This window comes from Paenibacillus mucilaginosus 3016 (assembly GCF_000250655.1).
Lineage (GTDB): Bacteria > Bacillota > Bacilli > Paenibacillales > NBRC-103111 > Paenibacillus_G > Paenibacillus_G mucilaginosus.
On record NC_016935.1, the window covers coordinates 2,277,503 to 2,294,609 of the forward strand.

General features: G+C 49.6%; 12 protein-coding genes. 7 read left to right on the plus strand and 5 right to left on the minus strand.

The genetic code is table 11. The features are described 5' to 3' along the window. The first annotated feature begins 109 nt into the window (after positions 1-109). From PM3016_RS10180 to PM3016_RS10200, 5 genes are all read left to right on the plus strand, one after another. A complete protein-coding gene (locus PM3016_RS10180) occupies positions 110-1,087 on the plus strand; it encodes an aldo/keto reductase (protein WP_014369367.1) in 978 nt (325 codons plus the stop codon). Continuing rightward, complete coding sequence (locus PM3016_RS10185) at positions 1,068-1,979, plus strand: creatininase family protein (protein ID WP_014369368.1); 912 nt, start codon at positions 1,068-1,070, stop codon at positions 1,977-1,979. The genes PM3016_RS10180 and PM3016_RS10185 overlap by 20 nt, the downstream gene beginning before the upstream one ends. 253 nt (positions 1,980-2,232) lie before the next feature. Then, positions 2,233-4,023 carry a beta-glucuronidase gene (gene uidA, locus PM3016_RS10190; protein WP_014369369.1) on the plus strand — a complete coding sequence of 597 codons (1,791 nt, stop codon included), beginning with the start codon at positions 2,233-2,235 and terminating at the stop codon, positions 4,021-4,023. 119 nt (positions 4,024-4,142) lie between these two features. Continuing rightward, positions 4,143-4,934, plus strand: coding sequence for an SDR family oxidoreductase (locus PM3016_RS10195; protein ID WP_013915458.1), 792 nt, complete (start codon positions 4,143-4,145; stop codon positions 4,932-4,934). A 101-nt stretch (positions 4,935-5,035) separates the two neighbouring features. Further along, positions 5,036-5,920, plus strand: a complete 885-nt coding sequence (locus tag PM3016_RS10200; RefSeq protein ID WP_014369370.1) for an NmrA family NAD(P)-binding protein — start codon at positions 5,036-5,038, stop codon at positions 5,918-5,920. Positions 5,921-5,997: 77 nt separating this feature from the next. Here PM3016_RS10200 and PM3016_RS10205 read toward each other — a convergent pair whose 3' ends face one another. Together PM3016_RS10205 and PM3016_RS10210 are read right to left on the minus strand one after the other, a co-directional pair. Beyond that, a complete protein-coding gene (locus tag PM3016_RS10205) occupies positions 5,998-6,891 on the minus strand; it encodes a helix-turn-helix domain-containing protein (RefSeq protein ID WP_238540482.1) in 894 nt (297 codons plus the stop codon). A 17-nt stretch (positions 6,892-6,908) separates the two neighbouring features. Continuing rightward, positions 6,909-7,742 (minus strand): sugar phosphate isomerase/epimerase family protein, encoded by an 834-nt coding sequence (locus PM3016_RS10210; protein ID WP_014369372.1) that lies wholly within the window; start codon positions 7,740-7,742, stop codon positions 6,909-6,911. Between the two features lie 250 nt (positions 7,743-7,992). Between PM3016_RS10210 and PM3016_RS10215 the strand changes: the two genes are divergently transcribed. Together PM3016_RS10215 and PM3016_RS10220 are read left to right on the plus strand one after the other, a co-directional pair. Continuing rightward, complete coding sequence (locus PM3016_RS10215; protein WP_013915462.1) at positions 7,993-8,736, plus strand: phytanoyl-CoA dioxygenase family protein; 744 nt, start codon at positions 7,993-7,995, stop codon at positions 8,734-8,736. 189 nt (positions 8,737-8,925) lie between these two features. Then, on the plus strand, positions 8,926-11,127 hold the full coding sequence (locus tag PM3016_RS10220; RefSeq protein WP_014369373.1) for a glycosyl hydrolase family 8: 2,202 nt from the start codon (positions 8,926-8,928) through the stop codon (positions 11,125-11,127). A gap of 213 nt (positions 11,128-11,340) precedes the next feature. On the opposite strand, the gene PM3016_RS10225 is transcribed toward PM3016_RS10220, so the two are convergent. The 3 genes from PM3016_RS10225 to PM3016_RS10235 form a co-directional block, all read right to left on the minus strand. Beyond that, on the minus strand, positions 11,341-13,410 hold the full coding sequence (locus tag PM3016_RS10225) for an alpha-galactosidase (protein ID WP_041619078.1): 2,070 nt from the start codon (positions 13,408-13,410) through the stop codon (positions 11,341-11,343). A gap of 206 nt (positions 13,411-13,616) precedes the next feature. After that, positions 13,617-15,263 carry a response regulator gene (locus PM3016_RS10230; RefSeq protein WP_014369375.1) on the minus strand — a complete coding sequence of 549 codons (1,647 nt, stop codon included), beginning with the start codon at positions 15,261-15,263 and terminating at the stop codon, positions 13,617-13,619. Continuing rightward, complete coding sequence (locus PM3016_RS10235) at positions 15,260-17,014, minus strand: sensor histidine kinase (RefSeq protein ID WP_013915466.1); 1,755 nt, start codon at positions 17,012-17,014, stop codon at positions 15,260-15,262. Before PM3016_RS10235 ends, PM3016_RS10230 begins: the two co-directional genes overlap by 4 nt. Between the last annotated feature and the right edge of the window lie 93 nt (positions 17,015-17,107).

Consider the following 17,107-nt stretch of genomic DNA (forward strand, 5'->3'; position numbering starts at 1 on the left):
TGCTTTACTGCTTATTATTTTATTGAATTATATCACGAGAAGGTAACGTTAACGAAGGGCACGTGATAACTGCGTTTATTCTCAATAATGATCAAGGAGTTGTCGAGCTTTGAGATACAGTATATTTCCTAAAGCAGAACAGAAGGTATCCCGGGTTACTTATGGTTCGTTTGGTATGGCCGGGGTCTTCGGCTCCTACAGTAAGACTGACTTCATACAATCCGTGCTTCATGCCCTCGAACGGGGAGTAAATATGATCGATACCGCCCGGGGTTATGGGCCGGCTGAACAGCTCATCGGACAGGCGCTCAAGGAATGGAAGGGGGAGAGACCTTTCATTGCGACGAAGGTGCAGGCGCGGGGGAGCGTAGCCGGATGGGGAATTCCCGAATCGGTAGAGCATGACTTTCCACCTGGAGCGATTAAGGAAGATGTGGAGCATTCTCTGCGCGAACTGGGCATAGACACGATTGATTTGCTCCAGCTGCACCGTTACTGGCCGAATTGGGATTACTCGGACTATTGGATGGAAGAGCTGGAGCGAGTCAAGGAGGAAGGAAAGGTGCGCTTCGTTGGCGTATCCATTCCGGATCAGCGGCATGACATCGCACTGCCGCTCGTCAGAAGCGGCAAGATCGACAGTATACAGACTGTATTCAATATCTTCGATCCGCTGCCGCTGGACTGTCTTATTCCGGAATGTCAGAAGCATGACGTGGCCGTCATTGCCAGATGCGTGCTGGATGAAGGAGGCTTGACGGGCTTTCTGACGCAGGATACGACTTTTGCCGACGGAGACTACCGAAAGTCGTTCTTTGGCAGTGTACCCAGAGAGATGTATATCGAGCGGGTGGATCGCCTGCGGTCCTTCATTCCCCAGTATGCGGCCAGCCTGGCCGAGCTGGCGATTCGCTTTGTGCTCCAGCACCCGGCAGTAACGACTGCAGCGATATCCATGCACGTGCCGCAGTATACAGAGGAGAATATAGCAGCAGCGGATCGGGATCCCCTTCCCCCCGCAGTCTTCGAAGAGCTTCGCAAGCACCACAGGTGGGTGAGAAACTTCTATGATAACAAGTTCTGGTAAGACGGCAGGGAAAGTGTGCTGGGAAGAGATGCTGCCCTGGGAGTTTAAAGAGCAGCAGCGTCAGTGTCCCATCGTATACCTGCCCATGGGGCTCTGCGAGCCGCATGGGCAGATCAGTGCATTCGGCCTGGATACGCTGAAGGCGAAGTATATATGTACGGCAGCGGCTGAGAGAACCGGAGGGATTGTAGCGCCCGCCATGGGTTATCACGTGCACGAATCCGGCTATCACGCGCAGTGGCTGGAAGAGGTGGTAGGTGAAGAGAATCCACATATGACTGCGATTCCCCCGCATATCCTATATTCGTTCTTTCTGTATCAGCTCCGAGCCTTCATTAATGCAGGCTTCAGAGGGATTATTGTCGTAACGGGCCATGCCGGAGGGAACGAACACGATTTGCGCCTCGTTGCCGATTCCATGTCACAAATGAGCTCGGTTCCCATTCATGTGGTTAGTGATCCTGAGTTAGTGCAGGAACATTACACCGGAGACCACGCCGGTGCATATGAGATCTCGCAGCTGCTCTACATTCGGCCGGATCTGGTGGATTTTGAGTACGCACCGCTGGCAGAACAGCCCGGGTCTGGCGGGATGATGGCAATGGGTGCGGATGCGATGCAAGCATCAGCAGAACTCGGACAGAAAATCATGGAATCCTGTGTCCAAGCTTTGTCCTGTGCTGCGGCAAGGATGCTTAAAGAGATTAAATCTGCTTCCGAATCGACTGTGCCAGCACATCTTACTTACGATCAGACCGAGAAGGTATGGCGGCAGCTGCAGGCTGAAAATGTACCATGGATTGCAGCGAAGCCCTATCCGGGGCAGCCGCCCATTGCTCCTCAGTCCAGGTGGAAGCCTTATGAGTTCTTGAAGGAGTCAAGAAGGTTCTAAATCGGATGAACCCCGGAGGAGGATTGTGTACATGGCATGACTTCCCTCCGTGGTAATTTTGCATCGATCTACCGTTACATACACGCTCGTATATTTAACAATAGGATCTTAGTTTAAGATAAAACATCCTTAGTCTAAGCCATACTCAGACTGCCCGCTTCCCGTTATGCTTAAGAGGAGTAGTAAAGCAGTCCTTCAGGGGCTGTGCAGTCGTGAAAATAGCGAAGTTACATAAAATGGCGGAGGTCTCAGCATGTTATATCCTGTAGAGAATGGAATCAGGGAAGTGAAAGAGCTGTCAGGCATTTGGCAGTTCAAAGCAGATTATGAGAATACAGGGCGCGAACAAGCATGGTACAGGGAGAAGCTGACGGATACGATCGCCATGCCTGTACCTGCCAGCTATAACGATATTACAACGCAAGCGGCGCTCCGGGATCATATCGGGGATGTGTGGTATGAGCGGATGTTTCACATCCCTGTCTCCTGGAAGGATCGGCGGATTGTGATTCGCGTCGGCAGTGCTACGCACCACGCTGTACTGTGGATTAACGGGGAAGAAGTGACATCCCACAAGGGTGGATTCTTACCTTTTGAAGCGGACATTACTGATAGAGTCAAGATTGGTGCGGAGAACCGGGTTACCTTGGCGGTCAATAACATCCTGGACTGGTCCTGCCTGCCTTCGGGTGAGATCAAGACCTTTGAAGACGCGCCGGAGGGGCGTTATCCCAAGGGTCACCGTGTACAGGATACCTTTTTCGATTTCTTTAATTATGCGGGGCTTCATCGTCCGGTCAAGCTGTACGCAACGCCGCTGGACTATATAGAGGACATTACCGTAACAACGGACGTCGAAGGAACGATGGGTGTTGCTGCTTATTCCCTTCAAGTTCAGGGACAGGCCGCTTCGATCCGTGTCCGTCTGATGGATGCGGCAGGGAACGAAGTCGCAGCGGCAGCGGGAGCGGACAATCGGCTTACGGTAAACGAGCCGAACCTGTGGGAACCTGGACGGGGCTATCTCTATACACTCGAAGCGGAGCTGCTGGACGCGGATGGAGCCGTCACGGACAGCTATCAGCTGCCTGTCGGGATTCGTACGGTCGAAGTGAAGGATAACCAGTTCCTGATTAACGGCAAACCGTTCTATTTCAAGGGCTTTGGCAAGCATGAAGATGCGGATATCCGGGGTAGAGGCCTTGATGAGGCGCTCAATGTGAAGGACTTCAACCTGATGAAATGGGCCGGAGCCAACTCCTTCCGTACTTCCCACTATCCTTATTCGGAAGAACTGCTGCGCCTGGCCGACCGGGAAGGCTTCGTTGTGATCGATGAAGTGCCTGCTGTAGGCATGTGCTTCTGGAGCGAGACGAATACCGTGTTTCGCGAAGATCGGGTGAACGCGGATACGCTGAAGCATCATCTGGACACGATGGGGGAGATGATCCGCAGGGATAAGAACCATCCATGTGTCGTCATGTGGAGCATTGCCAACGAGGCGGCAACCAATGAGGAAGCCGCCGTGCCATATTTTACAGCGGTAGCCGAGGAGACCCGCAGACTGGATCCCACCCGTCCGATTACGATTGTCCAGACTATGTGGCCCTCGGCCGACCGGGTAGGCGGGCTAGTGGATATCATTTGTCTCAATAAATACTTTGGCTGGTACAGTGATCATGGACAAATTTCCGTCATTGAACGGCATATGGATCTAGAGCTTCAGGGCTGGCACGAAAAGTATGGCAAGCCGATCATCATTACCGAGTATGGCGCCGATACTATCGCAGGGCATCACCAGCTGCCGGCAGTCTCCTTCTCGGAAGAGTTCCAATACGAATTTTTAGAGCAGTACCACCGCTCGTTTGACAAGCATCCTTTTGTGATCGGGGAACAGGTATGGGCCTTTGCAGACTTTGCCACCAAGCAGGGCTTAACCCGTGTTGTCGGCAACAAGAAGGGCATCTTCACGAGACAGAGACAGCCCAAAGCGGCCGCCTACAAGCTGCGCGAGAGATGGACGGGCGAGCACGCCAAGTGGTGAAATCCGCATGCAGGCAATCCTGCTCAGTCAAGCGATGCGCCTGCTTGGCGTGATTCATTCCTAACCCCCTATGGTGAATGGTTCGTGTAACCGTATGCCAAGGGGGAGGATTGGGAATCATGGATGAACAGCGCTTACGCGGAAAGGTCGCCATCGTTACTGGAGGGGCATCGGGAATCGGGCGCGCTTCGGCAATCCGTCTGGCAGGCCAGGGAGCAAAAGTCTGTCTCATGGACCGGAGTGTTCAAGAGGCCGAGAAGGTTCGGGGTGCCATTGAACACGCTGGAGGAGAAGCCACCGTGGTGGAATGCGACGTCTCCCGTCCGGAAATGATTCGGGAGGGCATCGAGCAGGTGGTCAGTCGATGGGGCCGGCTTGATGTGGTATTCGCGAATGCCGGCGTCAATGGCACGATGGCCCCGATTGAAACGATGGATATCAGGGACTGGGATGAGACACTCACCATCAATCTGCGCGGGACGTTCGCTACGGTCAAATATGCCGTGCCGCATCTCAAGCCTCAAGGCGGCAGCATCATCATTACCAGTTCGATCAATGGCAGCCGGGTATTCTCCGGTTTCGGGTTCTGTGCTTACAGTACGAGCAAAGCCGGACAGGTAGCCTTTATGAAAATGGCGGCGCTGGAGTTGGCCCAGTTTAAGATTCGGGTGAATGCTATCTGTCCGGGAGGAATCAAGACGAACATCGGCACCAATACGCACCCGACTCCCGAGCTGGAGGAAATTCGGATCCCGGTCGAATTTCCGGAAGGCGCTGCGCCGCTTGCCGAAGGACCTGGCATGCCGGAGCAGGTGGCTGATCTGGTCTTGTTTCTGGCTTCCAAGGAGTCAAGCCATATTACGGGAACCACGGTCTATATTGACGGTGCTGAATCATTGCTGCAAGGATAGTTAGGACAACATACGTAATTGGGAAAGACGAACGAGCATACGAACCCATTGGTTTGGGATGCTCGTTTTTCTTATATAGACCTCAAGGGGGAGTAATGGCCATGACTCGAGTTCTGGTCACAGGTGTTACGGGAAATGTAGGGTATGAGGTGGCAAAGAAGCTCCAGGAGATGTTCGTGGATATGGTTGGGGCTGTTAGGAATATTGAGGCTGCCCGGTCAAAGCTGGGGGATGAATTCACTTATGTTAAGCTGGACTACAGATCCCCTGAGACCTTCATACCGGCACTCGATGGGGTCAATCGGATTTTCCTTATGTTCCCTCCTGAGACAGATCTGCCTCACTTTCATTCTTTTATTCGCTGTGCCAAGGAACAGGGAATCGAGCATATCGTCTATTTATCAGTAAAAGATGTTCAATTTTTACCTTTTATACCGCACTACAAGAACGAGAAGGAGATTACCAGGCAGAAGATCTCGAGCACTTTTTTAAGAGCGGGGTATTTTATGCAGAATCTAAATATGTTTCTGCTCGACGAGCTGAAAACAAACAATCGAATTTATGTGCCTGCAGGCAGGGGGGAAACCAGCTTCATTGATGTGCGGGATGTTGCCGAAGTAGCGGCTCTGACTCTAACGGAGGAAGGGAAGCACCGGGACAAAAAGTATGCCATAACGGGAAACCGGTCTCTCGATTTTTACGATGTGGCCCGTGTGATGTCGAATATCTTGGGGAGAACTATTACTTACAGCAATCCATCCATCCGGGACTTCAAAGCTTACATGGTAGAAATAGGATTGGATGAGTCATATGTGAATGCAGTGGTCGGTGTGCATATTCCTACAAAACTCGTCTTATTGGAACTAAAAAGGATTGCCCGAATACACCTCCAGGGACACGATGGCCGCTTCGCTGGATATAGGTGCCGATCGTTTTTGAAACGAGCGACCCAATCCGGGATCCGGATTAGGGTCGTGTTCCTGTGAAGTGTATCGGTAAATGCCACCTGTGACCTACGAATATGTCATGGGTTCTGTGTCTATCTATGCCAGGATGAACCGGATCATTTCGGTGCAGCTTCCCTCTTCCCAGTGCCACACGTCGGCTCAAACGATCGTTGCTTTTTTGCCTGGCGGGGAGTTATGCCATAATGCTGTCTGAAGATCTTCTCGAAATGAGTTAACGTATTGAAGCCGGCGATATAGCATGCCTCCGTTACGGGCAGATCTGAGCTGCTGAGCAGGGCGTGGGCGAACTGTAGCCGCAGCTGCTGCAGATGCTGTTGGAAGGAAGTACCCGTCGATTTGCGGAAGAGCTCGCTGAAATAATTGGGCGATAAATGCGCCTGCTCGGCAGCCTCCTCCAAGGAAATAGGCTGACGGAAATGGTGTTGAATAAAGATGATTGCTTTTTGGATGCCCGGATGGTAGGCCGTATCCTGCTTAAGCCTTGCTGGTCCCTCCGATGTATGCGGAGATGTTGAAGGCACGGCTGCCCGGCATCGGTGCCAATCGATGAGAATGCGGGTCAGTTCGCTCTGCAAGGCCATCTCCCTGCCTGGAGCATTAGAGTGACAGTCGTACAGAATACCCTTTAAACGAAAGACCATCCCATCGTACCGCTCCTGCTCCGTAAAATGGACGTACCGGCCATAATCCCGGGCGAAGAGCAGCTTTGCCATCTCACCTGGGAGTATGTGCTGGGAGAAGATCAGGTTGTACAGCTCCAGGGTTGTACCTCCCTCAGGTGAAATTTCATGAAAATCGGCAGGCGTTAGCAAAAACATGTCGCCGGCCTGCAGGGCATGGGGGCGCCCGTTAACCGTATTCGTGCCCCTACCCGACAGGATAAAGGTGAGTTCATAAAATTCATGCCAATGCAGCTCATAGGTTTCTGTTAAATGCTGATGATGAAGCCTGATCTGCGGGCTATCGCTAAAGAACGCTTCGTTCAGCAATCGGTTCGGTGTCCTGCTCATAGCTGTGAGACGAGCACATCTTCGGACAGCATTTCCCGATACCGCTGTTCAAAGGTTTGGAACATCCACAGATTCACTGCCCACAGGTCGGTCACCGGTTGACCAGTGAAGGGAAGCAGCTGCAGGTAGGGTGCCGGTCCGAATTCAGGAGTAAAGGTCATTATTGGCGCACCTGCAGCGAGGCGTTGTCTGCATATGGTGAGCCATAGGTCGATGAAACGATTTACGTACTCCTGATATTCGGGTGCTCTCGGATCGGAGATCTGAGGTCCTCCCGGGTAGCCGACCCTGCCGTGAATATGGATAGAGCGCTGCAGACAGAGGTGCACATCTTCGTCCTCGGCATCCGGCATCCTCTCGCAAACCGCGCACCAATGGCTGAAGTCGGCTCCCAGCTTAAGCTCAGGGAACTGCCTCAGGACAGCGGCCGTCTGCCAAGGCGTGAAGAAGGCCCTTCCCCGGTGCGTCTCATGGGCAATGGGAATTCCGATCTGCTCCTCAAGCCGGAGTGCTTCACCGAAGAAGCGAAACTGCTCTTCCGCTGGCATCCGGTCGGCTGCGCTGTGGGAGTTGATCAGCAGAGGCTGCAGATCCGCCGCCCGAAGCACCTGCTCGCGGAAAGAAGTGATGTGGTCCGGGCCTCGCGTAACAACTTGTGCGATGTATTGGAGGTTCATTTCATCCAGAGCACGCCGGAACGTACGGTCCTCCTTCGCATCGGCAGGAGGTGTATACTCCACTCCAGCATAACCCGATTCAGCTGTCTGCTCGAGCCGTCCCTGCCATATCCCGTTCCACTCCCATAACGATTTGAATACCAGAAGCTTCATGAGGAACCTCCTTTGTACATATAGATGTACTTTTAATTATAATCGATACTCAGTCTGCCGAACTTATGGAATTCTAAGAAAGATGCCGCTTATCTTCGGGTAGATATCCATCACAGGCGGGTGGGGAAAAAGCCTGAAGATAAACGTGATTTTTCGGAATAAGCCATAAGCAGTACAGGCATCCCCTGGTGTAGAGTAAAACTAGCAAAGGATGTCTCACCTCAATATACCGTACAAAGGAGAATGGAGCATGAGCATGGTATTGAATCAGGATACAGCAGCGTATCAGGAGAAAGGTTACCACTTGTATAAAAAGCAGTTATTCTCGGAAGAAAAGCTAGCACGGCTGACTCAAATATTCGAAGAGCAGCTTGCACAAAAGGGATCCAAGCTCTCCGACGAGCTGGACACACCGCATTTCCGGGATGAGAGGCTGTTGGAATTCCTCCTGGCCGATGAGGTGCTGGATTTGGTCGAGCCATTCATCGGACCGAATATTGCCCTGTGGTCCTCTCATTTCATATGCAAAGACCCATTCGTCGGGCGTGCAACACCTTGGCATGAGGACTCCGCCTATTGGAAGAACCGGGTGGATGGCTTCGACCAAATCATCACCGTATGGCTGGCATTAGACCGCAGCAGCAAGGAAAACGGATGCATGCGCGTTATTCCGGGTACCCACCGCAATGGCTTATCTGAATATGAGGAGGTGGATGGAGCAACAAATACGTTCAATACCCAGATCAAACATGTGGATGAGTCCCAAGCGGTCTACTTCGAACTGGAGCCTGGTGAATGTTCGCTTCATGATTCACGAATCATTCACGGAGCAGCACCGAATAAGAGTCCATACCGCCGCTGCGGCTATACCATGCGGTATTTCTCTACTAACATCAAAGTATTGCAAGATACAGACCCACGCGGTGGAGAGTTCAAAGTTTGGCTTGCCCGGGGCAGGGACCTTGCCGGCAACAAGTATGCTAATGTGAAATAAAACAGTAAATTCATTTAGAAAACATAACCAATATTAAGTTTAGGCTCCTTTAAGAAGGCGGGATGCTCATGTAGAGTTGGGTTTAGGTAATGAGAGAGGAGGGAGCATCGTTACAATGGAAGAAGAACGCATCACTATCGAATAGGATGAGCTTATGGATACCCAAATACGTAAAGAGGAGCTGTTATTATGCTGCTGGGAAAGAAGTTTGAAACCGTATCCAAAAGCGTAGTGTGTACAATGGCCGCTGTATTGACCCTAATGTCAGGTCCTGTAGGTGCTGTGAACCTCTCCGCTGCCTCCGCGAATGCGAATGCTGCCTCTCTCCCTGCTGCTAATTCGTTTAGCGCTGAACAATATCGATTTCCGCATAATGTGGTATACCCCCATGGGATCATGCCCAGTCTCGACCGGGATACGCTGAACCGGGACATGCTCAATATGTATACCAAATGGCGTGACCTCTATATTACTTCAGAGGGAGCTCAACCCGGGGAGCTCAGGATTCGTGCTAATGATAGCACTTATAAGAATGGAACTTGTTCAGAGGGCATGGGATTTGCCATGCTCATCACTGTATATATGGCCAACCCAAGCAACAGCGGCCGCAGCGATTTCGATGGGTTGTTTCGCTACTATCAACGCGCCCTCTCCCCCGGATACAATTTTATGGGATGGAAAGTGGATAAGGACGGCAATAGTGTGGATCCTTACTCTGCTCCGGACGGGGACCTTGATGCTGCGATTTCACTATTGATGGCTCATAAGCAATGGGGCAGCGGCGGAGAGATTAATTATTTGGCAGAAGCGAAGAAAATTATCAGGGACACGATGGAGTATCTGATTTACAAGCCTTCTTATATTGTCAAGCAAAGTCAGGCGACGACAACAGCGGTGATCAGCTCGTATGAAATCCCTGGTTGGTTTAAGCTGTTCGGCGAAATTACAGGCGAGGATCGCTGGGAGAAAGTCACAGACGCGGCGTACAAGATGTTTAACCATTACTATAACTTGCATCCCCAAACCGGATTGGTGCCATATAAGTGGGTATTATCACCTACTGGCATTCCTACGTATACGGGGATAAACGGACCGGATAGCAACTCAACAAGTTATGGCTTTGATCCCAGCAGACTTCCTTGGCGGGTTGGTCAAGACTTCCTGTGGAATGGTACCTCGAGTCATGTACTGGCACATGATTTTCCGGATCGCAATCTGAAATGGTTTATGACCAAAATTAATGGAAACCCTGACACCGCGTTGGCCAGTTACAATATAGACGGCACAAACAGAGCTGCCTATACATCACCACGTAATATGGTGGGACCGATGGCCGTGGGGGCTATGGTCGATGCATCGAATCAAGCTTCACTGGATTTGCTGTATCATTATTTGAGAAAACAGGAGCCAATGAGCGATTGGCCTGGCGGTTATTATCAGGATGCTGTCATGATGATGAGCATGCTGGTGCTTACCGGCAACATGCCGAACTTTTACGATTATGAGCCATACCCGAATAGTACGCTGCCCGCCCCTCTGCCTGTGACGGACACAACGGCACCTACCAAGCCGCTGAATGTAACTGTAACAGGAAGCACCTACAGTACGATCGATCTTTCCTGGAGTGCAGCAGCAGATGATCAAGGGCCGGTGATGTATGAGATTACAAGGGATGGGAAGCTTTACAATGTGACTCCTGCACTATCGACCAAGCTGGAGTTCCTTGATCCGGGTAAAGAGTACACCTTTGCCGTTAGAGCCAGAGACGCCGCAGGCAACAAAACGTCCAGCGATGCCGTGAAGGGTTCCACGGCTGCAGATCTTGCTCCACCGTCTAAAGCCACAGGAATTACCGCGCAAGCAAGATCATTAACCAGCATCACCTTGAAGTGGAATCGCCCTGCTGACAATGATGCGATTAATGAGATTGCTTATGACGTGTATATGAATGACACCAAGGTAAACTCGAGCAAGGTTTATTTTCCCGGTGATTTTAAAATGGAGAACCTCCAGCCGGCTACCACTTACAAATTCAAGATCGCAGCGACAGATAAATCCGGAAACACCTCTACCAGCGATGTATTCACGACATCTACAACTGCTACAGATGTAACCAAGCCGACGAGACCTTCATACGTATACGCTGTTAAAAAGACCAGTGACCGCATTACCTTAGCCTGGAATGCATCGGTAGATGACAATCCTGCGGGTACAGTCACGTATGATGTGTACAGTGGCCAGCAAAAAATGAATACAGTGCCCATCGGCGGCACTACATTTACGATGACGAATTTACAGCCCGGAACGGAATACTCCATTAAAGTTATAGCCAGGGATGCAGCAGGTAACTCGCAGGAAAGCTATATTTATGACACCAAGACAAAAAAATGAAATGCAGGTAGAAAGGAATAAATCAAGCGGTAGAACAGGGGGACCGATGAAGATGCGGTTCTTCCGTTGTTCGCCCTCCACTAAACATCCTTATGGAGCATAAACAAGAGGCACCGACCTTCCAAGGTCGGTGCCTCTTGTATTTATGGAGATGAGCCGCCGCACAGAGTGACCACGATTAGTAAATGCATACGATGATATTGTGGGGGATGCCTATACCAGGGAATACTTATATAATGCATATTTGAACTGCCCGTCCAGCTGGAAAGCGGCAAATCCCTCATGATCCACCTTGATTTGCTCCTGCCTTCCAGATCCCAGGATACACTCCAGCTGCAGTGTCTTATCCCTTAGATTCCAGAGTTGATACTTCTGTTCACGGTCCGTATTGTATTCCTTGATGACTAATAAATATCCGGTATCCACAGAGCGGATCGATTGGAATCCTGTCCAGACAGTACCGTTGGGCTCATCTCCAATAGGGAGGACGTGGCCTGCCAGAATATCACTTTGGACTTCTCTATATCTCAGAATCATCCGTCCCAAAATAGCAATGGACGCTTCATCCAGGCCTGTCTGTTCCATCCATGCGAGTGGATTTGCGAACATCGTTATTGCAAAAGCATATTCCATTCCGCAGGCAGAGGGTGCCAGTGGATCTCCCTGATATAATTCGATGTTTCTATGTACATTCAGGAATTCAGCCTGTAAACGGCAGGAGGGATAGTACCTCGAGAGCATCCAGATATTTCTCAAGGTACAGTGCGGGAAGTAGTTAGGCCATTCCCCGAATTTACCGGTAAATCGATTCTCGAGAAATAAGGAGCCGTACTGAAGCTGCCCGTAATAACCACTTCGGATCCCCGCAGTTACATCCATATTGAAGAATACTTTGCCATCCGTGCCCTCGAGTACGGTCTGCAGCAGCCTGGTCAGATTTTCTTCCCCGGCCTTGGATGTAAACTCAATACCGTCCATTTTAAAAGCAGCTATATCGTATTTATGGTGAAGGTCGATCAATACACGGCTGTCCTTCTCCCAGTTCTCGAAGTCATTGATAGAGTCTGGAGAGAACCATAATCCCATTTTAATTCCTTTCTCTTTGGCTGAAGCAATGATGGGCTCCAGTCCATTAGGAAATCTCCGGTCATTCACCTTCCAAAAATCCGGATTATGCTTATAATAGCCCATGCCCCAGGCACCGCCGGGAAGAACGGAGTTCGCGGTCGTTCCATTCTGCCAGCCATCATCAATCTGATAAAAAGTAATGCCTGTCTGTTTTGCCACTTCAAGCTCTGCCAGCAGGAAGGCTTCGCTAAGTCTCCCGTCACTGGATTGATCGCCCCACGTATTGGACATGATAAACGCGTCTTTCTCCGGGTTAAAGATATGAATGGCATTATGGTACTCGTTGAGCACGGAGAGCGCATTCTCCTCGCTTCCGCTCCAGAGCATAACCGTGCTGCCGTAAGTAGTCAGCGTTTTGTGTTTTATCAGGTCGTTCCTGTCGAATCCCCAGCCTGTAGTGAAGACATTGACTCCTTTGATAAAAAAGTCACTATCGGCATCCCGAAGATAACCTAAGGGTGTGGGTCCTTCCTTGATCAAGGTCAGCCCTTCCTTGGACAGATGGTCTTGTACGAATATAAGATTGCCTTTGACAAATCTGCGCTCACGCCTATGGAAAAGCCCGTGCTCGGTATGCACCAGATTGTCAAAATCGTCCGTTACGTCTACAAACCGGACACTCTTCCAGCCGCAGTGTTTGGGCTCCAAGGGATAGCTGTCCTGATAGCCGTCCGATATCTCTCTGAAATGCTTCTTATCGGCCGGCAGCTCCTCTGCCGCTGCACGTTCGGAAAGTACTGCATCCTCTTTCACTGTAACTCTAATGAAGGATCGAATGATGGGTGACACGGGATAGATCAGATGAGTCCATTGTACAGTGCAGTTTTTATAACCTATACTTACCTGCACTCTTAAATGCTTCTTGGCAACACCGAAATCATCATCCGGAGCAGCTTCAACGGTTAGGCTTACTTTGTCCTCACTGATAAAGGAGGAATGAAAGAAGGCATACTTCCTATTCGCAGCAGCCAACCAATCATGCGTTTCATCTGTTGTGAACCATTCTTTATTCGCAGCTTTATTTTTTAATGAAACTACGGTTGGAATTCCATTTGAGATATCCCATACTCTTTCGAGAGAATGGTTCCCTATTTTTAGTTCACTGCCATCCAACAAGACGTAACAATCTTCAAATCGATTCTCATACGTATTCAAACAACAACACTCCCCGCATCCTATGATAAGCTGCAAACATATTACCCTACTTATTATAACTCTTATATAAATGAATCCCAAGCATTTTCTTATTGATAACAGCTGCTTTGGTTATTCTCACCGGATTGCCGAAAAAAGACCCGTCATGCCCAGGAGGAGGGGGGACTAGGTCCCCGGTCTTGTATCTCAGGCTGAACTGTACAACTTTACTCCATGGAGGCTTCGCGGAATTCTTGTGGAGTCACTCCGAAATATTTCTTAAATATTTTAGTGAAATAGGGTGGATTCTGGTAACCGACTTTGCTGCATATTTCATATATGCGATCATCGGTTTCTTTCAGTAAATAAGCCGACTGTTCCATTTTTAGCCGTATGATATATTCACTGAGATTTTCACCTGTTCTGGCCTTGAAAATTTTCGATAAGTAAACAGGGTGCAAATGTACATGATCTGCAATTGCTTGAAGCGTCACGTCTTCAGACAAATGGCTGGTGACGAATTGTTGAATTTGCATAATGCTGATGCTCTTCGCATCGACCCAGTCGCGGTTCAGATCTTCATACAGCAGGTCGGTCACTTTGAATGTCCAGTCTTTTAGCTGGCGGATACTTAAAAACGGTTTGCGTGCCACCAGCGGCTCATATTCCGTTCCAATCAGATTCTCAAGCAGCTTGCCGTTCTTGTGTGCGGCGTAGGTGAAGGCAGCGCCAAAGTGAAGGAAAACCTCGAGCAAATGCTCCTGGGAATCAGCCCATTGTTCCTCCAGCTCTTTGATGATCGTCTCCATTTTCATCATGGTTTGCTCTTTGCGTCCCATGTCGAAGAGCTGCATTAGAGTGGGGGGGTCATATAGGCTGCGAAGTGATTTCACCTGCGTACTGAGGCTGTCGTCGTCCAAGGTTAGGAAGATGTCGCGGTCATTCCCTACAGTGCGCCTGATGGTAGTGATGCACTCTTGATACAAGTAGGGCACATCTCGTGGAAACGCGCCCCATGAACTTACAATAAGAGAGATTTTCCCACGCAGGAACGTTCTTACATTTTCCTGAAGCTTGAGCGCCATCTGTTCCAGAAGTAAGGAATGCTGACCGGCATCTTTCAAAGACCCCTCATATGTTCCCCCCTTGTGCTGGTTAACCTTCACCAGAATGACCAGATAATCATAGACATCTTTTGCTGCAAGCACATCGAAATATTCCCGTAATGTTTCGTCCGTAATATTCAAAATAGCATATTCGAATAGAGAGAGGCTTGCTTGGTCGAACCCCACGAAGCCTTCCTCCAAACGGATAACGATGAGCGCAAAAGGGTCATCCATTCGAAAAGGGAGGTCCGTCAATTCCAGTTTACTCTCCAGCTCAGAGTGAGTGATCTTCTTTCCTTTAATCAAATCATTCAGCAACAGGGAGCGGATAAACGGCCTTTGTTCCTTTAAGGCGTTAAATATTTTTTGCTGGGAAAACTGTACTTGCAGCTCCTCATGCAGTTGGGCTTTGACACGCATAACGGCATTGATGATATCCTCATCGCTTGCCGGTTTGATTACAAATTCGGTGACTTGAGAAGACATCGCCTGCTTGGCATATTCAAAGTCAGCATAACCCGAATGAATAATGCACTTGGTCCGGCTGTTGGTTTCTCTAATCTTGGCGATCAACTCCAGTCCACTTAACTCCGGCATCCGGATATCGGTAATAACAATGTCAATCGGATGGGTGTTCATCAGCCTCAGCGCCTCCAGGCCCGAGTAGACACGGTAAACCTGATCGATCCCAAGTTCGTCCCACGGCAGCAGATCTGCCAGCGAATCAGCCACTATGCGTTCGTCATCTACAACTAACAATTGAATCATGATGTGCCTTCCTCCGGTTCGCGAATTGGCCAATATAAAATTATTTTCAATCCTCCGTACGAAGAGGGCTCCATGAAGATCCCTGCTTCTTCGCCAAATTGAAGAAGCAGTCTTTGGGCGACATTCCACAGCCCGCACATGTTGTGATCATCCCTTGTCTGCATAATCCTGGACAGCAGCTGCTCCTGTTCCTCCTGACCTAATCCGGCGCCGTTATCCTCAACCACCAGCCGGATGAATCCATCTTGTCTTTCAGCGATTATGCGGACAAAACCATCTTGACTCAGATTCGATATCCCGTGGATGATGGCATTCTCAACGACAGGCTGCAGCAGGAGCCGGGGAAGCTCTACGTTGTTCAGAACCTCAGGAAAGACGAGCTCGTAATTCATTTGATGCATGCGCAGCTTATGGATCTCCAGATAGCTTTTGACCAGATTCATTTCTTCTCCCAGCGTCGTCATGGCCTTGCCCAGCCGCGTAGCGGAGCGATAGTAAGCTCCCAGGTGCAGGGTCATGGAGATAACAGCCTCTTCGTTATGCTGCTTGGCACTGTATTTTATGAAGTTGAGGCTGTTGTACAGGAAATGGGGATCGATTTGGGATTGGAGCTGCTTCAGTGTCGCCTCCTGCAGCCGGATCCTGGACTCATAGGTCGTTTCAATCAGCTCTTTAATCTTGATGGCCATGGTGTTGAACTGCTGGATGAGATAATAAAATTCATTTTTCGTATCGTATGATATATGGGTGGAGAAATCTCCTCTTGCGATCGCCCGTGCACTGGTCACCAGCTTTAATATGGGAATCTGTACATTTCGATAAATGAAGTACGAAACCGTTAATCCCAAGATCACAAGAGTCATGACCGAACCTACAAATATTTGGCTCGAACGTTTGATGGGGGCCAAAGCTTCATCCAACGGTACATAGTCAATCAGGTACCAATTCAACGCACTGGAGAGCTGATAAATAACGATATATTTCTTGTCCTGTATCACAACGGTTTCGTTACCCGACGTCTGCTGCATTTTGTCTGCTACCTTCTCAACCAGCTCATGGATAAAATCCCTGTTGGAGGTGGCATTGGTGATGGGTTTATCACCAGGCTTGAACAAGAAAGGATCATGCACATTCCCCTTGTGCTTGAAGAGATCGAGCATCTTTACCAAATCATAGATAGGGAAGGTGATCTCGGTAATGAGCTGATAGGATGACAAGGCACGCTGAGGGATATAGGAAGGCTCTACTAGATGACGAATGAAATAAGGATGAGTATATCGGGAGTCTTCGGGAAGAAGCTGCCATTCCGTGCTGAGGTGCTCTCGCAGAAAAGACGCATCGTACGTAACATTCCCGGAAGTAGAGAGCGCTTCCTTTGTAAGCGGTTTATATACAGTAATCTGATTTCTCCAGGGCATGGAGGAGCTGTTTAGGTTTAACTTTTCAAGAATATTCGAAACGACAACGAGCTTATCGTAGGGCTGCTGAAAGTCTTCATAGTTCAAATAAGACCTTACGGCGCTGTCTCGTCCCATGCCTAGGGCAAAAGTTGACATTTGATTGACGGTTGTATCGATCTGGTTGGTCAAAAGAGACAAATAAGTTTCGCTTGAGCGCAAAATTTCATTGCGGACCACCTGGTTGCTGGTTTCATTGGAATAGTAGTTCAAAGCGAAAAGCGGGAGCAGCAGCATAAGAAGAATCAGATTGATTTTGACAAAGGTGCTGAGCGTATTGAATCTCACGAGCATGAAATCACTCCTGCCTCCAGGAACGTGGTGTCCATATCAGAGGTATCTTTTATAGAATAAATGCTAAACGAAATTTAGGTAGATGTAAATACC